The organism is Vibrio glycogenivorans (assembly GCF_051660965.1).
Lineage (GTDB): Bacteria > Pseudomonadota > Gammaproteobacteria > Enterobacterales > Vibrionaceae > Vibrio.
In genome coordinates, this window is record NZ_JBPVIS010000003.1 from 325,898 (window position 1) to 349,419 (window position 23,522).

Sequence of the window (23,522 nt, forward strand, 5' to 3'; positions counted from 1 at the left end):
AGGTTTGAGATGCTCGTTTCCAAACAAGGTGTATTGAACCACGTGCTTAAAATTCGCCTGTCTCAACACCCCCCAAACCCGCAAGTCGTGCCTTTAGCCAAGGCAGAGGAAGGTCGTATAGCGCTTCCCACTTGGGAAAGCGATAACGCTGCGCCTCTTGGGCGGCACTGCCGATATCAACCAAGCCTGCCTTTGTCCAATGGGGCTGCATATCCGGCAGATAGAGTGACTCGGCTAGCGCCAATAGTGACTCATTCGCATTGGATTTGACCAACATATAGACAGCCGAGCAAGGTGCCCCTCCCTGTAGATGGTCAATATCAAGTTGTTCACGATATCGCGACGGAACAAACAGTCGTGAATAACGGCGCATTAAATAGCACCTTGGGTCTGCGTGGTGATCGTGTCGCACTAATTGCTCAACGATCTGGCTAAAATGCAAAAAGCCGGTCACTTGCTCAAACTGCCTGCGCACGGCCGATTCACCACCTTGCAGATAGCGCTCGAGGAGCAGCGCAAAGTTCATATGTTGCTTGTCTGGTCGTCCGGCGACCCAAAGCTGTTGCTGTTTTTCACTTGTCGCGCTGTCGATATGGCTGACTCGCTCTAACGGGTCTAACGCTAGCAAATGATAACTGTGCCTAGGGTCTTGCCAAGGATGCGTTGGCTCGGTGTCGATCCGCTGTTTAAACACGCCGGTCTGAACAAATAGTGCTTGGAAGCGCGCACTCATGAGTGAGCTAAAGCCCTTACCGATCAGCATATCCGGTAGTTGGTCTGCTTGCTCGCAAGCTGCTAGATAGGCCTGTAGTTCTATCTTGTTTCTTTTGCTAAACACCTGCAAGTTCAGCGCTATCTCAAGCCTTTTCGCCTGCTGCTGAATAAAATCTATTAAGGGCTCATGCCAGGTAAAATGGCTGAACACCGCCACATTGATATGCCCTGGCTTGATTAGGCGGCGGTATAGTTGCTCCTGTGGCGCTGCAAACTGCTGCTTACGCACGGCTCGGTTTAATCCTTCGATCATCGAGTCAACAGCAAGCATTGATTGAGCACAGTACTGCCCAAGTGTCATATTCCCAGGCTTGTAAAAAGGATAGAGAAACTCATCAGCCAACGAACCCAGTTGGCGAATGTGTTCTATCGATGTCTCGGCCCCAATCTCTGGGTGGGATGGCCGATCATCATTCATCATAGTTAGTGACATAGCCCCTCCGCAAAGAACGTCGGATTACACCAGCGCATTTGCCCTTTGGGCCCATTGACCTCACGCACATACACATCAACCCCGTAGGCTTGGCTAAGTGTAAACTCCTCCAATACCTCATCAACCGGGCCTACCTTAGGGTCAGTATCAGGACTTAACAGGGCCACTTGCCCGCCACAAGCGAAAACCTGGCTGGGCGCGTGGGTGCTCATAACAATACCAATACCTTGTGCGGCCAGCGTGGTCAGTTGACTCAGCACCCGCTGCTGATTAGCCAGGTCAAGGCTTGCTGTCGGCTCATCAAGCATGATGATCTGCGCCTGCTGCGCCAAGGCACGAGCGATCAAAATCAGTTGCTGCTCGCCACCACTCATTTGATCAAACGTCTTCTCACTTAAGTAGCAAATATCCAGCCGTGCCATCGCCTGCTCTGCGATGGCATAGTCCTCTTCATTTGGCGAGGCAAATAGACCTCGCTGCGCGCACCGACCCAATAGCACCGCTTCTCTTCCTCGATAGGCAAAATTGGGACGATGATGCTGAGGGACATACGCGATCACTCTCGAACGCTCGCGTTCACTATAGGCTGATAGCGGCCTTTGATTGAGTGTCAGCCCGCCACTGAGTAGGGGTGATAACCCAAGTAAGCTACGAAATAGTGTGGTTTTACCCACGCCATTAGGGCCAAGCAGTGAGAAGAACTCACCACTACGGATGGTTAGATTGACATGCTGCAAAATACGTCTTTGACCATAGCCACAGCTAGCGTCTTTTAAGCGAAGTGAAAGGCTCATACGCGTTGTCCCGTAAACATCAGGTAAAAGAAGAAGGGGGCTCCGACTATCGCTGTTAATATCCCCAGAGGCAGCTCAACCGAAAATAGACTGCGACTGAGCGTATCTACCGCCAATAAAAAGCAGCCACCGAGTAGAATGGAGCTCGGTATCAATAGCAGGTGGCTAGGACCGACTAGCATTCTCGTTAGGTGAGGTACAAGCAACCCCACCCAGCCAATCATGCCCGCCAAAGAGACACTCGCAGAGGTGAGTAAGGTGGCGCACAAGATATATATCAAGCGCAGCTTGTTAACGGGAAGACCTAACGCCTTCGCCTCCTCATCACCACAAGAGAGCGCATCTAAAGGCCAACGTAACAGTAATATCGGTAGCGCTCCGAGCAGCAGCGGAAAAAGGCTGAGCTCAAGTGCGGACATGTCCACAGCCGTCAGAGAGCCCATCAGCCAAAAGGTAATCTCTGGCAACTTGCTGTAAGGATCGGCAAGATACTTAGTTAACGATATAAACGCCGACAGCAGACTGGTGATCATCATCCCCGTGAGCACGATCAACAGCTTTGAGTATGCCCCACGCGATAACCATCGGCTAAGCAAATAGCAGGTCGATACCGCAATCAGCCCACCCGCAAACGCCATTAGCTGCATGCTCAAATAATCTAATGAGAGCAAAATCCCCACACAGGCTCCAAGACTTGCGCCCGCTGATGCCCCTAATAGGTCCGGCGATACCATCGGGTTGTGGAATAGCCCTTGAAAACATGCCCCCGATAGCGCGAGAGCCCCCCCAACCAACATCGCCGCCATTACCCTTGGCCAGCGAATCTGCCACAGTACTGCCTCAAACGTAGGATCAAGCCCGACATCACTGGCGATAAAGACTCGCGCAGCTAGATAGCTCGGAGGAATGCTCATACGCCCAACTCCCAGCGCTAAGATGATCGCGATAACGGGCATCATACCGATGAACAACAACCGTGGCGATGTACCCTTTTGCTTTACCCAGTGATTCATCGGCTCGACTCCGCTATGGTTTTGGATAACAAAAGGCTGACGGTTTGAGGGTCAAGCTCTTGCTGATAAAAGAGCGCAAAGTACTCTGCTAGCTCTGTGGCTAAATCTTGGGCAAAATAGGTCGGATAAAACAGGTGCGAAAGCCACAGTAGTCCTGCGAGACGATTACTCGAGGGGGGTTGATCGAACCAGCCAAACGGTTGCTGTGGTACGCGGTAGTACTGCCCATTTTGAATAGCTTTGACCTTGTTCCAACCTGGTTTAGACTCAACCTGGTCTAATAAGCCATAGCCATTTTGCTTGTCATAACCAGCTAGCACAATCTCTGGCTGCCACAACAGCAACTGCTCCATGTTAACCGCTGCGCGCCCCCGAGCAGGTAGTGTGGTCAATCTCGCCACATTATCGACCTTGAGCAACGAAAATAGCTCGCTATTCCATCCCCCTGCGGGATCAGTCTTAAGACCGTTTGCTCCTAGCGCATAATAGACTCGCCATGGCGTGTGCTCTACCGGCAAATCGGCCAGGCGCTCAGCGACTCGCTGCAGTAAGTGCTCGCTATAGCTCGCCAACTGCTCGGCTCTGTGTTTATCATCGCTCAGCTCACCAAGGCGGCGATAGACCTCAGGCGCCGCACTAAGTGCACCATCTAGGCAGATCACTGAAATACCGGTTAATCGCTGAAAACGATCCGCTGCTGCTATTTGACTGTTATCAAGGCTACCGACGCTGATCATCACATCGGGGCGAACGGCAGAGAGCTGCTCAAGGTTAGACTGAAAACCTGCTTTTCGCCCGCCGCCGAGTATCGGCAACTGCTGCTGCGCCTCACTAAGCCAAGGGAGTAAGTTGGCGCTCGGCGGTGAAACCCATCCCGCCAGTTTATCTGGATTCAAGGTATACAAATACACAATCCCAAGCTGGCTCATCGCCATATAGCGTTCAACCTTATCGGGTACGGGGACAACCCGCCCGGCCATGTCTTCCATATCCCGCCCCTGCGCGTAGCTGCAAAACATCAGCAAGCCTATCGCTAGAAACCTATTTACCCACATCCTTGTGTGCTCCTTTGTCATCCCTTTAACTCAAACCTATGTACCTATTCATCCCGTCATCCTTATGCGAGGCGACTCCCCTCCCTAAGTTGCTGCCGCAGTTGCTGAAGCTCTCTATCCGCCGATTCGAGCTCACTCAAGCGCTGCTGCTCGGCCAGGCTTATGGTTAGCTGCTTAGCAATACCGCCATGACGGATCACCAGCCGTGTCTCTGCCATTAGCGCCAATACCGGATCATGGGTGGAGATCAAGACGATCTTGTTGCGATCAACCAATAATGACAGCGCTTGTTGCCGGTCGATGCCTGCATTTTCTATCTCATCAATCAGCACCACTGGCGATGCGCTCAAAAAAGCGGTATCAGCTATCATTAGCGCTCGTGACTGACCACCGGACAGCGCGGTTAAAGGGGTGTCAGCGCTAAACGCTTCGCCCGCGAGTAGATTCGCTTGGCTTAAGATCTGATCGAGTACGCCAACGGTGGTGATCTGACGACTAGCAGCATGCATCTCGATAAACTCGCCCACCTTAGCATCGACCACAAAGTTCATATTCTGCGACAGCTGCGCCACGAGCTTGTTCTCCAAGCTAAAACGCAGCTCGGGATCAGGCACCTGACCATTAATCAAGATTTGCCGCCCCGTTGGGGTATCTCCTTGTGCTAGCCACTCTATATCCGCCAAAAGGCGACTCTTTCCCGAACCCGTTGGGCCGACGATACTGCTGACCGAGCCAGGCTCTAAGGTGATGGTGATATTTTCTGACTCACCGAGCTTATTACGCCCACCAACGATGCTCAGGCTAACGATGTCATTGTCCTTAGGTCCATGGTCGATCGCCTGGGTTAAGGCATGTATAAAACTCTCCCACAACTGCTGAGGCTCTTGGCCGATTTGCTCAAAGTAACACCTAGATAAACCCGCCAGTACAAGCCTAAAGGGACGATGGTCAGGAAGAATCTGCCACTGCCTAAAGAAAGCTTTAACGCTCGGATAAGCTTGCTGCAGCTGTATACAACTCATCGCCATAGACTCTTCTACACAATCAATCTGCATCTTCAGCCTCCCATCGCCATTTTCTTAACGTTACCCACCTGGTATTGGTCACCAATCTGGGTCTCACCCAGGCAATAGGAACAAACGGCGGCAGGCAAGGTAAAACGCAACCCACCATCGACTAGGCTACATACCGAAGGGCTCTCGTTAAATAGAGTCGACAGCTCAAAGCATCCCTGCCCCGATAAGCCGTTGACATGGATAATTTTCGCTCGAGGATTAGACTGACGAACTTGGTAGGCAAATACCTCTCGCTCTGCCTGCGAGACAATGTCCCCTTTGGTGATCACCACCACATCGGCAAAGCGCAGCATTGGGCCGACTTTTTTCGGTGTGGTAAGCCCCATCAGGTTATCAATCACGCATACCGCCATCACGCCCCGCACATGCGGGGAGCAGCGATTGCATAGCCCCGCACTCTCTGACAACAGCAGCTGCAGATCCTGCGCTTGTCCCCACTCTACGCAGTCTTGAATATTGCTGACAAAGTAATGATCTGGGCACAGGTTCCCTGCTATCCCAGTCCTTACTGGAACACCTAAGGTTTCGTAGCGGCTTTGATCATCGGAAACCAGACAATCAAATTTGACCACTCCAACCCGCTTTTGCTGCTGTTGTAGATGAGCGATCACTTTGCTGATCACTGCGGTTTTCCCTGATGACGGCGGCCCAGATATGGTGACTAACTGCATCTCAACTCCTTATATTAAAACTCTGCTCTAACTCGCTTTGGGTTAAAACGCGGCACTGACCTCGACACCAATTCGTCGACCTTGGTCAGCATAGGCGTATTGGCTTTGATATTGAGTGTCACCAAGATTCATCACATACAGACTGAGATTAAGCACAGCGGGATCAAGCTCTAACTCTCGGCTCAATCGGGTATCGACCACCCAGTAGTCACCGACTCGATGCGCTTCACCATCTTTGGCAAAATTGCTGTTTGAGTAGTAGTCACTGACATAGCGCCCCTGAAGTCGCAGTTGGTAGTCCTGCCACCATTGGGTCAAGGCAAAGTTGACCATATGCTCAGGGTAAGACCCCGCCAACAGGCGATCCCAGTGCTGTGATTGGGTATAGATGTAGGTCCAACTCGCGTCGTAACACAGGTTGTCGCTCAGCTGCCCATCAAGCATCAACTCGGTGCCGCTGTTACGGCGCTGGCTTTGGTCAAAGCGAGTCAGCAGAAGAGCTTCATCATAGTCGACGGGCTGTTTATCGTTTTCGATTCGACGCTGAAACCAGGTCACACGTGGCTGGATATAACGCCCCCAATCGGCCGCAATACCAAGCTCCCAGCGATGCTGACGCATCGGCTCGGCATCGACATTGTCGACCATAGGGAGATCATGAACGCCCCCTTGACGGCCGAAGGCATAGCGAGCATTTAGCAAGTAGCCCTCCAAGCCATTCCAACTGGCACCCGCGCCATAAAACAGTGAGTTGGGTAAGCGGCGGTCACGATAACTCTGCTTATCTTTGTCCTTATCCGAGATGAAATCGACCCCTTGCTTGACGTATTTACTATCCAATCTGACACTCGCATCAAGCATTAACTGCTGGTCAAGCAACGCACTCTCACCAAGGATAAATCCGCCGAGCACCTGCTCTTCTCTAGCAAAGCCATCATAGTTAAGCTCACCATATGGACTTTCCCAGTGAAGATAGTCGCCGCCTGCTTGGAGCAAATGGTTACCAAGCTTCCAACTGTGACGAGCAGCGATGCGGTAGGTCATCGATTCACTGTATTTGGGATCCTCAGCTTTGGGTTGTTCTTGCCCCTCAGGAAAAGCGAAGTACTCTCTAATCAACAAGCTTGAGACCTTGTTGTATGACATCTGCAACAGGCTTACATGGTCCGGATTCCACACCATCTCAGAATTGAGTGCGACCATACGGGTTTTCAGTGAATCATAGCGCCACTTGGCGTAGGCCAGCTTATCTTTAGCTTGATCGGGGTCGGCACGCTGAAACCGATCACTCCCCTCATCAATATAGGCGCTGATTGAGGTAGAGAGCCTTTCTCCCGACAACCCACCACCAATCAGCATATTTTGGTACTCAGAGCCATCGTACCAATCCTTGTAGTCACTTTGATTACTGTAATTCAACGATACATTGGCATAGCCACGCATGCGTTCAAACTGATGGTCGCTGCCAAGATAAACGCCAGCTTTGTAGGCTTCGGGATGCTCAGCACTGGCATTAAGCTCTAGACTCCGTTTGCTCGCTTGACGCGTGCGAATAACGATAAAGCCACTATTTAACGCGCCATTAGATGCTGAGCCGATATCGGTTAAAGGCCCAAGAGACAGCACCGATGCATCTCGGACAATCTGCAGCTGCTCTATATCGCTGACCGAAAGGTTTTGCAAAACTCGACTCGCCGCCGCGGTGTTAAAATAGGCTCCATCGATTAGGTAAGCGAAATTCTTATCACCACGCACAGCGATAACATAAGGTTGTTTGCGTCCACGCCTTTGAACATTGACCCCTGGCAGGTGATCGAGCAGCTCAAAGATATTCCTCGCCTCAATCTCCTGCAACTGCTCTCGATTGAGGGTTTGGCTGCTAATACTAGAGCTGGCACTCAGACGATAAGGGTTGCTAAGACTGTCGGATTGAAACGACTGTGGCAGCGTCTGTCCATAGACCGTCACCACTTCATCGGTTTGCTGTGCCTGTGCTTCAAGGGGCAAGCTCAATGCAGCTACAGCAAAGATTAATAAACGTTTTCGATTTCCTTGATAATGCATGTATCTTCCTTTCTAAATGCAATCGTCACTGTTTCCATACCGTTATATAGGTCGGTATATAACGCTAATTGCAATTCACGCACCAAGAGATACTTTGCTTACATTCCCAATTTTTCAAAAACTTATATTGATAAGTTACATTGTAACCCCGTCTCATTTACGACAACTATTAACTATGTCATAAATGAGACACGACATTTAGGGGCGGGGAACGGGTTACACTTCGTTCCGAGATACGAGTAACGAGCCGCACCTGGTTAATTTCTCGCTTCTCGCCTCTTGAATCTCGCCTCTTTTTACTAACTCTCGCCACACAAAATGACATTGGCTGCAGAGAACCCTGCGCTGACCTGCATACCCTCTGCCAGACCCATTTGCTCTGCACTGCTTCGGGTGACTGAGGCACACAGGGTTTTATGTCCGCCGATGTCGACATTGACCTCGCTGTGTACAGAGCCGTGTTCAATTCTCACTATTTCGCCCTGATAGAGGTTTTGTAGTGAGCAACTAGTTACCTTCCCGCCAAACAACACCACTTGCGAGGCCTTGACCATCGCTAGGATATGATCGCCGGCCGCAAGACCCATGTTCGACAGCGACTGCTCGGTGATTGTCGCCACTAAAGTCAGCGCCCCATCCAGGCTCAAAGTCACCTGAGCATTAACGACACCGTGTGCTTGCAACTCGATTTTTCCGAAGAACTGATTGCGCGCCGAGCTCGATAGGTTCATTCTCCACAGCAACTGCCGATAATTATTCAGCTCTTGCTCGGCGTCTTGCTGATGTCGCATCCATTGTTGAAAGCTGTCTAGATTGCGCTGCTGCTCAAGCTCGAGGCATCGATAGAGGCCAATTAACTGGCGACCATAGCCAGTCAGCTGAGTGCCTCCCCCCTTCGCGCCGCCTGTGCTGCGTAACACTACCGGCTCTAGCGCAAGGTTATTGATGTGATCAAGGGCATCCCAAGCGGCTTTATAAGACAGGGGTAAGCTTTTGGCTGCAGCGTTTAAACTGCCGTGAGTATCAATCGCCTCGAGTAGTCGAATGCGAGTATTGTTGAGTAGCAAACCCAACTCACTATCGATAGTGAGTTGGGTTTGAAGATTGATGCCCTCAAGAGCTTGCTTCAAATCCGTCATCTGACTCCCTGTATGAATAATGCAAGAGCACGATGCGTCAACGAGGTGCAAGATTTCCCCATAACACCCCGTCACGCGCTTTTGATGAAGGATCCTGCAAGTTTCTTACCATCTGAATAAACTGAGGGTGAATATTTCAGGGGATGACTTTATCTATTTCTTGTCAGCTACCTCATGCAACACCTCACCTGTTGCTCCCGTTGGTGCAGTCACCCCAAGCAGATTGGCGATGGTTGGCGCGATATCATACGGCGTGATTTGACGTGAGATTGAGCCCGCCTTAAGCCCAGAGCCTGCGAACATAACCGGTACATAGGTATCATACCGCCATGGTGAGCCATGCACCGATGCCACTTGCAAGCTATCAAATTCATTGATGTACACGCCTGGTTCAAAAATAAGGTGAATGTCCCCCGAACGAGCTGGGAAGTAATTATTAATCACCAGCTGATTAATACGGCTCTGGTTGAGGTTGCCACGAACAATATCCTCTGCGGTCACTGCCTTATGCACGCCTGCGATAGTGACCAGTTGATCGGCGATAAAGCGTTGCACCTTCGCAACCTTGTGGCCCTTAGCGGTGATCAGCTCGTGATCAAGGTAGAGGTACGGATCTGAGTAGTCGAGCACCAACTCTGAGCCTAAACCAAACTGCTGTGCGGTTTTCGCGAACAGGCCTTGGTCTTCGAGTAAGCTGACATCGAAGAGGTTTTTCTTCTGTGCGCCGAAGTTGGCGATATAGCTTGGGGTATCCGGAGCGCCATGGTCCGCTGATAGCACGATAAGCGTGTTATCAAGACCGACCTTGTCATCAATAAACTCAAACAGGTCTGCAAAGATGTTGTCGAGACGCAGCAACGCATCCTCAGCCTCGATACTCGATGGGCCATTAACGTGGATGACATAGTCCAGCGCAGAAAAACTCACTGAGAGATAATCGGTATATTCCCCCTGCCCTAACTGCTCGGATTCAATGGCTTGTTTAGTAAAATCTGCCACAATTTCATCGCCGGCTGGGCTCAAGCTCAACATCGTGGTGAAATAAGGAAAGGTCGAAGGGCCATACGGGTATGGAAAGCTACGCTTGAAGGTGGCTAGCTCGGTTTTGAAGCTGATGTCACCCTCTTCTGCAAACAGATAGCCTTCGCGAGGATATAAAAGCTCCCATCTTTGATTATGGTAGCGCTCAATAAACTTGCTGTCGTTCCACTGCGTTACCCAGTCTGGGTAGTCAGAATAGTAGTAGTCACTGCTAACGAAATCACCACTGGCTTTAGAGAACCAAAACGCCTTGCCAAGCGAGCCCGCCATCGAAACCGCAGCGCGATCTTTAAACGAGATAGCGACGGCCTTTGACTTGCCATTGCTGGCTTTGACCATCTCATCTGCGATGGTAGAGGTATAAAGATTAACCGGAGAGCGACCATCACCTTGCGCCACACGCTGGGTATCATCCACCTCAACTGCGCTATCGACATCCGCGCCGCTCGTCAGCAGCGAGAAGTTGCTGTCCTCAATATTGTAAATCGGCCTGTTATCCGCACGGTCATACCATACGTTGGCTACCATACCGTTCACCGATGGCGTCGTCCCCGTTGCCAATGCCGCATGGCCCACAATGGTTTCCGTATTGGCATGCTGATAGTGGGCATTATTAAAATGAAGGCCATTTTTCATTAGGTAGTTAAAACCACCCTCTCCCATCTGCGCATTATAACGTGTTGGTAGGTCGCCACGCAGGGCATCAACCGTGATTTGCAATACTAAAGACGGATTTTCCGCCGCGTGAACATTGGCTGACACCAAGGTACTCACCAAGCCTAAAGCAAGCATATTTCTAACATCGACTCGCATATTTTCTCCAAAAGCCAAAGCTTAGGTTAACTGACTAAATTTACTGTGGATCATAGGTTTAGCCTAGTTCAACAACAACATAGCTGGATAAATAGAGAGTATTAATCTGGTGAATATTCGCTATTTTGCTGACCGACTTAACCTAATAAAGCAAAATTAATCATAGGGTTATCAGTCCGCCTGAACAATAATCCTCACTTATAGCGTCTATTGATGCGGTTAATGCGTTGGCTACTAGAGATACAGGGGTACCATTTGGCGCCAATAACGTCCGCGGTGCGCTCGTCCATCCCACTCATACAAGCGGTGATGCACACCTTTTTGGTTGAGGGTCCGGCTGATCAGATGGTTGTTGTACAAGAAAGGGTCTTCCTTACCGACCACAAAGACGATGTCGCTGTTTCGAATATGATTAAGCTGTTCTGGATTGGAGAGATTGTTTAAGAAATGCGTTGGGGTATTAAAGTAAATATCCTCGTTGTAGTAACCATCAAACAGATCACCAAATGACTCAACACCCCAGGTTAAATCATATCGACCCGAAAACGCCGCTAGCTTGTCAAACAAGTGCGGATGACGAAAGAAAATATTGGCTGCGTGGTACGCCCCGAGGGAGCATCCATGGGCAATAGTGCATGGATGATCATTTTTCATCGCCATCAAGGGCAGCACCTCACGCAGGATATACTCCTCATAGCGCTTGTGTCGCTCAATCCGCCCGTGCGGGTGGGCCCAAAAGCAGTACATGCTTTCACTGTCGATACTGTCTACACAATACAGTTGTAACTGCCCAGCATTGATTTTATTGGCGATTGAGCTGACCAAACCTAGGTTCTCATACTCAAAAAATCGTCCGCCTCTGGTTGGAAACACCAACACCTTTGCGCCGCCGTGGCCGAAGATCAATAGCTCCATCTCGCGGTCTAAGTTTGGACTCCACCAGCGGTGATATTCACGATGCATCCTTGATCCTTAATTGGTTAAAAAATCGGTGAACGTTTTGCTTCATAGCTCGCAGCTGTTGTACTTTACCTTGGTAATCAAAGTGCCCGGCATCTAAAACCGTCAGTTTTTTAGGGCTTAAACATGCATTAAAGGCGCTGAACTGCCCAGGAGGTGCGACAAACGGATCGAACAGCGCTAAGCCCCAGTGGGTGGGTTGAGTGAGATAGCGCGCTGCAACAGAAGTATCAAAATAAGGCAAGGTCTTTGCCAGCAGCGCTTTATCCTTGAAGTCAATCAAGGCTTGAGTGCTGCCGACCGTGGGCATGGTCAATCTCAACTGGGTATTGCCAAAGGTGGGCACATGAAAATGTCCTCGCGTAATGCGCAGATCAAAGGCCGTGGCTATAACGCCCAGCCCCCCACCAAAGCTATCCCCCGCATAGCCTATAGCCTGCTCAATACCGGGAAACAAGGTCAAGAGTGCAGAGATGCCGCACCAGATATCTTGCACACAGCCGCCAATAATATACTGGTGCGGGTCTTGAATATGATGTAGGACATGCCAATAGGGATCATCCGATACCCCCGGGTAGCGACTACGGCTAATCCCACGAATACAAGGCATAAGGATTGCGGTATTATCAAGCGCCCAAGAAGTATCGGGGGCGTGTAAGCCACCATAACCGTGACCATAAATCACCGCAGCTTCTACGCCCCCACATAAGGGCAGCAACAACCAACCTCCGATGCGTACGCCTTCAGTCGAGTCGTAGTAACAATTAAATACTCGCCAACGCTGGGTTGTTACGCCACTGTCTTGCAGACTTAAATGCGTACTGACTTGTGCAGCTTCTTGGTACTTTTGCTGCCAAAAATCTTCAAACCCACTTGGCTCTATCCCGCTGGGCACCGATTGTAAACGTTTCAGGTCGTAGCCATAATCTGGCTCAAATGGAAAATCGTGGTCAATGATCTTAGACATGTCCCTATGTCCTTGATGATAATGAATTAATCTTATTCGTTACATATTACACTTAGATTAATTATTCACCACAGTAGATAGGCAAACCTTTAACATCACTCGCAAAGACAGAAAGCTTAGGATGGCGTTAGCGCCGACAAGGCAGGACACTAACGCAGTTTGGGAAGGTTGGAGTTGGGTGAGATTAATCGTCGTTAACAGTGATAACCTTAATCCCTTCCATGCGAATGTTGGTTTCGACCGCCTCGGTGATCTGATCGAGCGGGAACTCATGTGTGACCAACTTTTCGATCGGCAGACCAATGCGCTTGATGCCTCGCATACACTCAATCGCATTTGGGTAGTCTTCTGGACTGTAGGCCCAAGAGCCCACCAAGGTAAGCTCTTTATTGCAGATATCGATATGCGGATTGTAGGCCGCCTCACCTAGGTTAACGAAGAAACCCACCTCACATAAGCCGCCGCCACGCTCTACCAGTTTAAAGGCCGTAGTTGCCGCTGCAGTTACCCCCGTGCACTGGAAGACAAACTTAGCACCGCGCCCGTTAGTCAGCGTCTGCACATGAGCCGCTAAATCGTCGCTCGAATCAAAATCCATAAAGTTAACCACATGAGTGGCGCCGAGCTCTTTTGCCAGCTCGAGGCGAGAAGCTTGGCCGTCAACGGCAATAATGTTCTGTACACCTAGCGTCTTTAGTACAGCGATGACTGAAAGACCAATGGGGCCTGCTCCTTGGATCAACACTGAAGAGGCAAAGTTGATAAGACCGGTCGTTTTTGCTCGCTCTACCGCGTGAACCGCGACAGCAACGGGCTCAATCAGGATACGCTCTTTAAGACTAAACTCAGACACGTTGAACAAAGTGGAGCCTGGCTTGATCACTAGGTAATCGCCGAACCAGCCATTAAAACGGTTCTCTGGCTGGTCGCCCATCAAGCCATAACAGCCCATGTTTTCACACATATTGGTTCTGGCCGGCGCAGTTTTACATGGTTCACACTCACCACATGGGATAATACTGGTGATGATCTTTGAGCCGACTTCAATCGGCTTACCTGTACTATCTTTAGTGACATTTTTGCCCATCTTAACGATGCGCCCAGTCCCCTCATGGCCAAGAACAATCGGCATCACGCTAAACGGGTCATTCCGGTATTCGTGCACATCGGTGCCACACACGCCACAACCCTCGACTTTGATCAAGATTTCATCGTCTTGGATCTGCGGGATCGGGTAAGAAACAAATTCAAAGGTTTTTAAGTCGCGCAGGACGGCAACTTTGGCTTTTTCTGGTACAGCAATGCTCATATCAAGGCTTCTCTCTAAATTGGTAGAAATCGTTTGGTAAAAATGGGCAATACCTGCTCCCCCATAGCGAAATGGCGCGGCAGTATTGACCGGGAAATCTGCCCTAGACCGGTCGGTCTAGGGCGTTGTTATGGGCTAATCTGTTGGATTATAAGTGAGGGTTCACCGCCTTTAATCGGTCCAGAACCACAGCTTGAACCTCTGGGATCACCTCTTTCATAATGAACGGTGGGTAGGCTGATGCGACATCTTTTGCAATTCGCTCATAGGCTTCACGCATATAGGTGGTGTGCACTATGGTGCCGATATTGATTTTGGCAATCCCCATCGTGATGGCTTTTTGGATATCCTCATCAGCAATGCCTGTTCCACCGTGAAGCACGAGCGGATTTGGCACTGCATTAGCAATGGCTTGCAGGCGGTCAAAGTGGATTTTTGGCGTGGTTGGCGTAAAGCCATGCGCAGTACCAATACCCACTGCAACAATGTTTGGACCCGCTTCTTCGCACAGAGCGACCACGTCCGCCACACTTGCTAGGTAGTCGTCCTCACTCTTAACCACGACATCGCGACCCATGATCTTGCCAATTTCTGCCTCAACCGTGACGCCTGCACTGCGTGCGTAGTCCACGACCTCACGTGTCATCTGAATATTGGTTTTGAGATCATGGTGTGAGCCATCAATCATCACCGAATCATAGCCATCATCAATCGCCTGTTTACACAGGTCGACCGACGTGCTGTGGTCAAGGTGCAGGTAGATTTTGTTGTTGGCAATCTTCTCAAAGCCATCGACCATCTTGCGGCACAGGTGAGTGCCATTAAGCTCTGCAACCGGTGGGTAGGTCATCGCCATAAATGGCAGATCAAGCTCGTTAGCCGCCAAAGCAACCGCATGCAAATCATAGATATCATTGATGTTAAACCCAGCTAGACAGCGTTGGTCCCTACGGTAACTGTTTAGTAGCGACGTTAGGTTCATACTCATAGTCTTTTCCCTGTTGGCCTATTGAATTAATAATCAAGTTTCTTGGGTAAACCGCGACCCGTGGTTTTTGCCTCAGCTGGTGCTAGTTCATTAACCCCAACCCAGTAGTTAAACTCACGCAGCGTTTCGATAAGATGACCACGCGCCACCACCCAGTGGTGATCCATGCCGTGATTCATAATTGAACCGGCGATTGATTTTGAGCACAGCTCACGCGGTGCAACCTCACCGTAACAGCCTCGATAGCGCATTGGTGAATCGACAATGTCGCCCTCAAAAGCAAAGATGGTTGAGGCATGGGGGTACTGATATTTTGCCACTGTGATTGGGCCAAGCTCCTGCATAAACTCAAACAGCATGCCGTAGGAGTCTTCAGGATCGTAGTTATCTAGGATACTGTGGTTACGCACCTCAAGCTGAGTGCCCTCACGCATCAACTTGGTCGCGGTGCCGCCACAGTGCCACATGCCGACCTTGTTCTCAGCGTGATCGACAAACGAGAAGTCCATCAAGGTTGGCAAGCCTTCACTCATGGTCAGCTCATTGAAGGTCACCATGGTCAGCAAGGCGCCCATATCCGACTCATCCGCGACTGGAATACCGAGATCTTGCACTAGCGAGCCCGCACCATCGCCGGCGATGCCGTAGTTATCAAACAGCTCAGGCCAGTTTTTCAGCGCGACGCCCACATAACCATTGCGGTTAGCAAAATCAGCGATAGCGAGTGATAGGCGAACCGACTTAAGGACCTCATCGTATTTAACGAAATTACCCGCCACCATCGATGAAGACAGCAACTTATCAACGATAGGGTTAAGTGTCTCTTCACTGAAGTTCTCCTCACCGTGGCGCCAGATAGTCTGCATGTCGATGCGATCCACCGCCAAGCCAAAATGCTTGGCAATCGACATCTCGTTAAGCTCACAATCATAGAAACCAGGAACACGCATGCCACCAACCATCAAGATCTTGGCGTGCTTCAAGCGCGCTTTGGCAGACACCGCTGAAATAAAGCGACCCAGAGACTCGCCCAGACTATCGGCACCTGGCTGCTCAAAGATCCACGAGTACTTCACTTCCATATTGGAAAGATTATTCAGCAGGAAGTTTTGACCACATAGGCGGTTCGCAGTCAGGCTGCCCCCAGTGGTTTCTGTGTGTGACCAACTCAGGACAGGCACATCATGATCAGCAAGCCAAGTGGCCAGTGCTAGCGCGAGGTCACCCTGGATGTAAGATGCCTGATAAACAACCAACGCCTTCATACCTTGCGAGTAGTAGCGCTCAAGCAGTTCCAGCATCTCTTCTTTGGTCTGGATTGGCTCTTGTTCAGCCAGCATTGAGTTGTAATCGGTGAATACCTGCTTAACATCGCTCACGGCTTGCGTGTACGACTGCTTGGCTTTTTGCCAGTCAAAGTGAAGCTCGAAGCCAATACCAATAAAGCCGATTGGCACGTCTTTGCGTGGCGCTTGTGGAGTGACAAGTGGACGCATCTGCTCTTCCAGTAGACCGATACGTTGATTGAATTTAATGCTCATAGTGTTACCTATTATTTGTAATTATTGATAAAGGCGTCGACTTCCGCTGCGCTAGGGAAGGCAGTTCGACCACCAAAATGCGTTGCGACGATGGCTGCAAAAGCGGCAGCAAAAGTCATACGCTGGGCAAGAGGGGATTCTTGAAGCAACGCGTAAGCATACGCTGCATGGTAAGCATCACCACAACCGGTGGTATCAACCACCGCAACCTCGAAACACGGCTGGTGAATCACTTCCTGATCAACGAGTGCCCAACTGCCATTCGCACCATCGGTGATCACTAATTGCGCTTCGGTCAACTCACTCAGTTTTTTCAGGCAAGCCTCAGCATTTTGCTCACTAGCAATAAATTGAGCCGCTTCAAGCGGCAGAATGGCGTGCCCGGCCAGTTTTAGCATGGTGATAAGCTGCGTGTGATCACCCGCCTCGATGTCGATGACAGAGGGGATCCCGCGCTGCTTTGCCATCTCGAGCAATGCAATATTGCCCTTAACGTCATAACCATCGACATACAGAAGGCGTGTGTCCTCAAGCCAAGCCGGATCAATATCGGCCGGTGTTAGGGCCCGATAACCCTGGGTGGTATAAAACACTGTTCTATCGCCCGATTTAGGGTCAACTTCCACCAAAGCGGTTGCTGGCACCGCGGCTGAGTCGTGAAGAAACAGGCTAGTATCTACCCCGCAACGCGCCAGTTCAGAGCGGGCAATGTCGCTCTGTGCGTTATCGCCAAGATAACCAACAAACGCGGTTTTTAAACCCAGGCTCGCTAATCCACAGGCGCCATTTCCAGCCGGTGCCCCACCTTGGATCATGATGTTGTCTACTTCATGCTTGCAGCCTAAGGTGTATTCCTCAGGAAGGGTGACTAACAGGTCCACCACATTGAGACCTGAGACAATCACGTCAAAACTCATCGTGTTTCACTCCATGTAAATATGTGAGTCAGTACAGAAATACTAAGAGACAACTTGAGCTGGGCTTAAACACTGAGTTAGTTTGTTTGTGTACTATTTTTCCCTTGATGGGAAATTGTGAGCGCTTTAGATGGAAAATTAGAGCCTGATCAAGCTTTAGGGAGCGAGCGGTGAAACCGATATTAGAACATGTGCCCAATAACCAGCAGCAGTCGCTGTTCTTTAACCAGTACGAGAAAAAGGTCTTCAGCTTTCCCTGGCACTATCATCCGCAATGGGAGCTGACTTATATCTTGGCGGGGACGGGGACGGCCTACACCGGTAATGCGGTGCGCCACTACAGCGCCGGTGAGTTGGTTCTGGTCGCGCCCAACATCCCTCACTGCTGGAAGAGTGATGGCAGCTCAAAGACTGGGGTCAAATCCGTGTTTGCACAATGGGATAACAGCTTTCTTGGCGATAACTGGCTAACGAAGCCTGAGTTTGCCAGCATCCAGCACCTGTTTGAGCAGTGCCATAGCGGCCTGTCTTTCATTGGTTGCGAGGAGTTGGGAGAATCCCTCAATGCCCTGCGCTTTAAAAGTCCTTTCCATCGCACTATGGGCTTTGTTGACCTTTTGCATGAGCTAAGCCTCAAGGAGCATATCGAGCCACTGGGCCAAAACACCCATGTGCATCTCGACTTTGGTTCAGACAAGCGTATCGAGGCCATTCTCAACCACATTACCGATTATTTCGACCAGAAGATCACCGCCGCTGATATGGCAGCCGTAACCAATATGACTCCCGTCTCGTTCAGTAAATATTTCACCCGAACCTTTAGCAAGCCATTCACCCAGTTTCTCAACGAGTTTCGCGTCAGCCAGGCCTGCGGCCTGCTAGTGTCGACCGAACTTTCGGTTGAACAAATCGCCTATCAATGCGGCTACCAAAATATGTCCTTCTTCCACCGCCAGTTCAAAACCATAACGGGACACACACCAAATGGTTTTCGCTCAAGTTACTTGAGTTAATAAAAAACAGCTGATAATCCAATAATATAGAGACATGCAGAAAAAGGGACAGGCACCTAAACGAGTAGGCCCTGCCCCATTGGATCAAGTAGCGCTTTTTACTGCTCTACTTTTGCAGAGACTCCAAAAAATTGCTCAGGGGTTTTCTCACTACCCTGAGCTATCACGTACTCAAGTTCAGTTGCTAACGTTGGACTAAGCCGTTTGAGGGTTTCAAGATCGCGCAGGGCAAAATCCGGCTTTTGCATTTGCACGTAAAGTACGCCGCGATACATGTAGGGCTCTGGCAGATCAGGTGCTAATTCGATGGCTTTGTTGTAGTGGTACAGGGCCTGAAAGTAGTTATCTTCGCCTTGCTTACGCAATGTGTATGCGAGATTGTTGTGCGCTTGTGCCCACGTCTCCTCTCGTTCTATCGCGCGGCGAAACTTTTTTTCTGCTTTGTTGAACTGACCATTACGCATCAGTTCAACCCCTTGATTATAAGTGCGTTCCGCCCTTGTCAGCGCACTGCTGCTGCCAGAGCTTGAACCAGACCCTGCAGCCATAATCGGCGCCACTGCAAAGAGCAAAGAGAGAAAAAGGACATGTTTGAGCATGATTTTTACCTAGATAAGTGTTTGTTATCTATGCTACGTGCTCAATTGGCTGATGGTTCAGCTTCAAATTAGCAACCGATTAAGCACTCACTTCTATTGCTCTCGACCAATTCCTTGTAAGCCAAAGAAAGCGAGGTTACGGTGAGAATCATCACCACATTGCTGACAAGATTAACGACCACATGCGGCAATCCGCTGGTCAAAAGTGGCGAGATTAGCAAGCCTAATATGACAGGATAAACACCCACAACAGCAAACATGTAAGCAGACTTGCCCCTGGTCAGTTGCCATGCCTGGCGAAATGTGAGGGCGTGTTCCATTGCGATGGCCGGAAAAATAACACACAGGCGACACATGATGACATAGAGCGCCAACATACCGACAAAGATCACAGCTTGGATAAACGTGGTGTTTTGTACCAATGAAGCAAGCAAAACCACAGCAACCCCAGAAGAAATTAGCGCCAAGACGAGGCATAGAGAGTGACCAATAAATGCGATTTCCACCTGACCTAGAGTAAATCGTCCCCACTTAGGAACCGATTCCACACCATTTAACACGAGCTTGTGTACATTGATCGCCACTACCACATACAAAAAAGACAAAAGAATGATACCCAAAGTAGTGAGCAATTCGTTATCAACGCTAAATAAAGCCAACTCGAGTAGTATTGATAAAGTGATAGGTAGTATTGTCACTTTAAGCAACGCTCCTTTATAATAGTTAACATAAAGAAACGAGCCCACAATGGTTTTCTTCAACATCTCGATAAACTCTCTTAAATAGCCTTTGGCGCCGCCTTTGTACAAGTCCCGTCAAATCATATCAATGATTGAGTCTTTTTTTTTCGCCGAATATTGGATTAATATCTTATTCTTTGAAAAAAAGTCGACTACCTTTCGCTATTTGTGGTTTACCTATCGTTTTGCAACACACCAATGGTAGTGATATCTAATCATCTAAAGAGCGAATATATTTTACTAATGCCTCTCGGTCCTTTTGATGACTCAATCCACTAAAGCCCATGTAGGTCCCAGGAATCAGCGCTCGTGGCGAAGCAATAAATTGCTCAAACAAACTTTCACTCCAAATTTTTTGGTTTTGGGCAAATTCCATTATTGCGGGAGAGTAATAAGCGAAGTCAGAGTCACCAGCGACTTTCGCGCCCAGAATGCTGTCGATCTTCGGGGCAATCACGGAGGGGGTGGTGCTTGAGTGGCATAAGCTGCACTGGGAGTATAACTGACGCCCTCGACTGATAGGGTCTTCGACAACCACTGCCGATTTATTGGCGATATACTGGGCACGCATCTCAAGCAATAATGACGATTGTGATGGCGAGAGAGTCTGCCTCACTTTTAGCATCGCTTGTGCTTGTTCCCATGTCATTAGTGCCTCAATCCGCCCCACTTCACGCCCAAGTTCCGCTACCTTGCTTAGGTCAATCACGCCACCATCAAGCGCTACTTCAAGCTCACGAAGTAGCTTGCCTCGGCTATGCATAAACATTTCAAATTGCTTGATATTATTTTGGGCTGATTGACGCAGGTATCCGAGCTGCTCATCGCTAAGAAGCTCCATCACCTGCTTGGCAATTTGACCACGCTTCACGCCGTGATTTGACTCGATTCGTAAACTGACAAAGCCAAAATGTTGGCTTGGTTTACCCACCACCTCAAAATCATTGTATTCAACGCTACCCGTAGACCAACTCAACAGCCTAGCGGCAAGATTGGTCAACTCACGCTTGTCTTCTTTACTTAGTTTGAGCTTATATTCTTGAAAAGAAAGCTCATGGCCACGCCCAGCTAAATGTGCTGTGCGGATAGTGTTAAGCTGCTTCTTTTGCTGATCCGTGAGCGATTGGGTAATCGACCCAAGGCGTTGGGCAATAGTGGAGCCCAGCATCGCCTCATCGAGTCCATATTGCTCGCCCAAAATAACAAAGTCACCGTGTGATATCAGCTCGCCAACTAATAGACCCTCTAGTGCCCGATTTATCGCAAAACGGGATTTGGTCACTCTCTCGTATGGGGTTTTCTGCTGTTGAACTAGATCGACGAGTTCGCGCCTTTGGCTATCACTAAGGACTGCAAGTGTCTGTTTCGCGACCTGGCTGCGGGATAGGCTGTGTCCACTGGCAACGCGCAATCCGACAAAGCCAAAATAGTTTGCCATTCTACCGACTGATATATAGTCGTTATTCGCTGAACTTCCCGTCAACCATGATAAGCTACGTGAGGCAACAGCCTCAGTCAGGGCGTTTTCATCCACCTGCTGACGGGTAATATCTCTAATAGTATTAGGCTCAGACGAAGCGAACGTAGCAAAAGAAATAGAAAATAGCATGGCGAAAAATATGCTTTTTATGGTCATCCTTACCTCAAGTTAATATCAGCCTGTTGAATTTACCCAGTCTAACAGGTTTATTGTATTACAATATTAGTCTTGACGTAGCTTTACATTCCTTTACAACTTACTTTCACTATGGGTTGATGTAACTTGCCAACTAGTTCTAATAAAGCTAACCTCATCGCTCTCTTATTAGCTATGACTGTTTTATGTATTTATCTGGTTACCGTCGGCTTAATTTTGTAATTTTTAGCCTTATATTCTCGGCTATGGCCTATGGAAGTGATCTCGAGTCGTTTGAAGACAGCATCAAAGCCAAGCGAGGCTCTTCGAGTGCACGAGTCAGTAACTCGGTGTGTGATGAGATTTACATCTCCATCCGTTGCGTTGCCAGTCAAATCGTCGATGAGATAGTGCTCGAAGGCGGTAGCTATAGCTTCACCCGACTTGAAAATGGCCTGTTTTTTCAATCAAAAAAAGATAAAAATACCAACCCTCGCCTAACCGGCGATCCGCTGATCCCTTATTTGCGCCTTGATGGTACCTATCACCAATACTCATCCAAAATACACTCAAATGACCTAAAACTTGAGCTTGGTTATGGGGCTATTGCTATGAACTATCATCACAGTCGATTTGACCAAACGCAGCCAAGTTATAATCTCGAGTTCGAACGTATTTTCGCCACCTATCGGATGTCCTTTGGTGACTCTGTTGAAGCCGACTTGGGGTTGGGAAGGTTGAATACAAAAGGTGAACGAACACGGTCCTACGATTATTTCACCACCCCCCTACTAGTGCACGCCTCACCTTGGGCTGGATTCGAGTTTCGACCTGCCTGGGCGGCTAATATGGCCGAATATGATCTCGCGGTGATGCTCAAGACCCGCTATGCGGCGCTTAAAGGCGGCTACAAATGGCTCAACACCGATGACGAAAAGCTCAAAGGGCCCTATGCCGGGGTCACATTTTACTTTTAGCCATTTGTTAACGAGCTATCCCACCGCCACCGTGAAATCAGATTTGCCAGTAACCTAGGCTTACACTCATCAGTCACGTGAAAACCAAATAGAACTAGGCCAAACGTAACCATGGCCTAGTTTTTTTGGGGGGGTGTTGAACTTATTAGCGAGCTGATCATCGACTCATATATTGCAATATCTTACAGTTAAAAGATTCTCTTGCCGTCCACATAGTACGATTGCAATTTCGAAAGCTCATAGATACTTTCAGATTCGCGCGGATCTTTCCCTTCTTGCTCAAACGCCATCTGTACCATCAAGCCTGTCTGCTCATCTAACCAATAATTCTTGTGATTAATATAGTCTTCCGCAAAGCTTCCATCCTCAAGGTAACGATACGTATGGGAATCGTGGGTAAAATGACAAGAGCGCAGATTTTTGTCACCGAGACTCAGTTTTTCAAGGCCATTATTGATAAAACTTTCTTGGATATCCGAGTGGTATTCTCGGTCACTGCCATGACTGAACTCGACCAGAAAAGACTGCTGACTATCAACATCGCCTACACTCAAATCGTGGTGTAAATAAAACGCAGCTGGAGAGTACTCAGACCAACGCTCGACTTCATCACCCTTGAACTCTTGTGACCCAACAGTAAGCACACGTCCATTACCCTTATCAACCGATAGATAGGTGTAGAATGAGCGAACCGGCTCATCAATCACCCCATCTTCAGAGATTTCATAACCAATTAACTCTTTCGAGATTAAATCATGGTGGCCATTAAAGTACTGCCCTGAGCGAAACTCCTCCGTCAAGGTCAGGGTATAGCTATACGGATGCCCCGTTTCAACGCCCTCAATCAACCAGGTGGCCTTATGTACTCCATCACGCCAGACATCGGCGTTGAAACAGTTTTCGCCCACACTTGCACTGTCTTCGCTTCCACAGCCGACTGTGGCTAATAACAACAGGGCTGACGAGGCGGCATGACATACATTAAGTCTATTCATTTTATTTCACCCAGATTCAAAAAGCGCG

The 23,522-nt window shown here is 49.3% G+C and carries 21 protein-coding genes; 2 read left to right on the forward strand and 19 right to left on the reverse strand.

Features of this window, described 5'->3' with window-relative positions; translation table 11 throughout:
* Window positions 1-46: 46 nt before the first annotated feature.
* The 15 genes from ACSTTG_RS09500 to ACSTTG_RS09570 form a co-directional block, all read right to left on the reverse strand.
* Complete coding sequence (locus ACSTTG_RS09500; RefSeq protein WP_438474621.1) at window positions 47-1,207, reverse strand: ABC transporter substrate-binding protein; 1,161 nt, start codon at window positions 1,205-1,207, stop codon at window positions 47-49.
* On the reverse strand, window positions 1,198-2,001 hold the full coding sequence (locus ACSTTG_RS09505; RefSeq protein WP_438474622.1) for an ABC transporter ATP-binding protein: 804 nt from the start codon (window positions 1,999-2,001) through the stop codon (window positions 1,198-1,200). Before ACSTTG_RS09505 ends, ACSTTG_RS09500 begins: the two co-directional genes overlap by 10 nt.
* Entirely contained in the window at window positions 1,998-3,014 is a 1,017-nt protein-coding gene (locus ACSTTG_RS09510; RefSeq protein ID WP_438474624.1) for a FecCD family ABC transporter permease, read from the reverse strand. Before ACSTTG_RS09510 ends, ACSTTG_RS09505 begins: the two co-directional genes overlap by 4 nt.
* Window positions 3,011-4,069 carry an ABC transporter substrate-binding protein gene (locus ACSTTG_RS09515; protein WP_438474625.1) on the reverse strand — a complete coding sequence of 353 codons (1,059 nt, stop codon included), beginning with the start codon at window positions 4,067-4,069 and terminating at the stop codon, window positions 3,011-3,013. The genes ACSTTG_RS09510 and ACSTTG_RS09515 overlap by 4 nt, the downstream gene beginning before the upstream one ends.
* Window positions 4,070-4,131: 62 nt before the next feature.
* Window positions 4,132-5,124, reverse strand: a complete 993-nt coding sequence (locus tag ACSTTG_RS09520) for an ATP-binding cassette domain-containing protein (protein ID WP_438474627.1) — start codon at window positions 5,122-5,124, stop codon at window positions 4,132-4,134.
* A gap of 2 nt (window positions 5,125-5,126) precedes the next feature.
* On the reverse strand, window positions 5,127-5,816 hold the full coding sequence (locus ACSTTG_RS09525; protein ID WP_438474628.1) for a GTP-binding protein: 690 nt from the start codon (window positions 5,814-5,816) through the stop codon (window positions 5,127-5,129).
* A gap of 42 nt (window positions 5,817-5,858) precedes the next feature.
* Entirely contained in the window at window positions 5,859-7,880 is a 2,022-nt protein-coding gene (locus ACSTTG_RS09530) for a TonB-dependent receptor plug domain-containing protein (RefSeq protein ID WP_438474630.1), read from the reverse strand.
* Between the two features lie 299 nt (window positions 7,881-8,179).
* Complete coding sequence (locus ACSTTG_RS09535; RefSeq protein ID WP_438474631.1) at window positions 8,180-9,019, reverse strand: TOBE domain-containing protein; 840 nt, start codon at window positions 9,017-9,019, stop codon at window positions 8,180-8,182.
* A 153-nt stretch (window positions 9,020-9,172) separates the two neighbouring features.
* Window positions 9,173-10,873 (reverse strand): alkaline phosphatase family protein, encoded by a 1,701-nt coding sequence (locus tag ACSTTG_RS09540; RefSeq protein ID WP_438474632.1) that lies wholly within the window; start codon window positions 10,871-10,873, stop codon window positions 9,173-9,175.
* 234 nt (window positions 10,874-11,107) lie between these two features.
* Entirely contained in the window at window positions 11,108-11,836 is a 729-nt protein-coding gene (locus ACSTTG_RS09545) for an esterase family protein (RefSeq protein ID WP_438474633.1), read from the reverse strand.
* The gene (locus tag ACSTTG_RS09550) at window positions 11,826-12,800 is read right to left on the reverse strand and encodes an acetylxylan esterase (protein WP_438474634.1); all 975 of its coding nucleotides are present in this window, start codon (window positions 12,798-12,800) and stop codon (window positions 11,826-11,828) included. Before ACSTTG_RS09550 ends, ACSTTG_RS09545 begins: the two co-directional genes overlap by 11 nt.
* Window positions 12,801-12,984: 184 nt before the next feature.
* Window positions 12,985-14,109 (reverse strand): zinc-dependent alcohol dehydrogenase, encoded by a 1,125-nt coding sequence (locus ACSTTG_RS09555; RefSeq protein WP_438474635.1) that lies wholly within the window; start codon window positions 14,107-14,109, stop codon window positions 12,985-12,987.
* Between the two features lie 148 nt (window positions 14,110-14,257).
* Window positions 14,258-15,097, reverse strand: coding sequence for a class II fructose-bisphosphate aldolase (locus ACSTTG_RS09560; RefSeq protein WP_438458676.1), 840 nt, complete (start codon window positions 15,095-15,097; stop codon window positions 14,258-14,260).
* A gap of 26 nt (window positions 15,098-15,123) precedes the next feature.
* Window positions 15,124-16,638 carry an L-fucose/L-arabinose isomerase family protein gene (locus tag ACSTTG_RS09565; RefSeq protein ID WP_438458675.1) on the reverse strand — a complete coding sequence of 505 codons (1,515 nt, stop codon included), beginning with the start codon at window positions 16,636-16,638 and terminating at the stop codon, window positions 15,124-15,126.
* 11 nt (window positions 16,639-16,649) lie between these two features.
* Complete coding sequence (locus ACSTTG_RS09570) at window positions 16,650-17,555, reverse strand: carbohydrate kinase family protein (protein WP_438474636.1); 906 nt, start codon at window positions 17,553-17,555, stop codon at window positions 16,650-16,652.
* Window positions 17,556-17,725: 170 nt separating this feature from the next.
* Between ACSTTG_RS09570 and ACSTTG_RS09575 the strand changes: the two genes are divergently transcribed.
* Window positions 17,726-18,568, forward strand: coding sequence for an AraC family transcriptional regulator (locus tag ACSTTG_RS09575; protein ID WP_438474637.1), 843 nt, complete (start codon window positions 17,726-17,728; stop codon window positions 18,566-18,568).
* A gap of 98 nt (window positions 18,569-18,666) precedes the next feature.
* Here ACSTTG_RS09575 and ACSTTG_RS09580 read toward each other — a convergent pair whose 3' ends face one another.
* The 3 genes from ACSTTG_RS09580 to ACSTTG_RS09590 all read right to left on the reverse strand — a co-directional run bounded on the left by ACSTTG_RS09580 (window position 18,667) and on the right by ACSTTG_RS09590 (window position 21,516).
* Entirely contained in the window at window positions 18,667-19,167 is a 501-nt protein-coding gene (locus ACSTTG_RS09580; protein WP_438474638.1) for a tetratricopeptide repeat protein, read from the reverse strand.
* Between the two features lie 68 nt (window positions 19,168-19,235).
* Window positions 19,236-19,931 carry a hypothetical protein gene (locus tag ACSTTG_RS09585; protein ID WP_438458671.1) on the reverse strand — a complete coding sequence of 232 codons (696 nt, stop codon included), beginning with the start codon at window positions 19,929-19,931 and terminating at the stop codon, window positions 19,236-19,238.
* Between the two features lie 187 nt (window positions 19,932-20,118).
* On the reverse strand, window positions 20,119-21,516 hold the full coding sequence (locus ACSTTG_RS09590; protein WP_438474639.1) for a c-type cytochrome: 1,398 nt from the start codon (window positions 21,514-21,516) through the stop codon (window positions 20,119-20,121).
* A 272-nt stretch (window positions 21,517-21,788) separates the two neighbouring features.
* On the opposite strand from ACSTTG_RS09590, the gene ACSTTG_RS09595 reads away from it, so the two are divergent.
* Window positions 21,789-22,499: a hypothetical protein gene (locus ACSTTG_RS09595; protein WP_438474640.1), complete on the forward strand. Its 711-nt coding sequence runs from the start codon at window positions 21,789-21,791 to the stop codon at window positions 22,497-22,499.
* A 188-nt stretch (window positions 22,500-22,687) separates the two neighbouring features.
* Here ACSTTG_RS09595 and ACSTTG_RS09600 read toward each other — a convergent pair whose 3' ends face one another.
* The gene (locus ACSTTG_RS09600; protein WP_438474641.1) at window positions 22,688-23,494 is read right to left on the reverse strand and encodes a hypothetical protein; all 807 of its coding nucleotides are present in this window, start codon (window positions 23,492-23,494) and stop codon (window positions 22,688-22,690) included.
* Window positions 23,495-23,522: the final 28 nt, after the last annotated feature.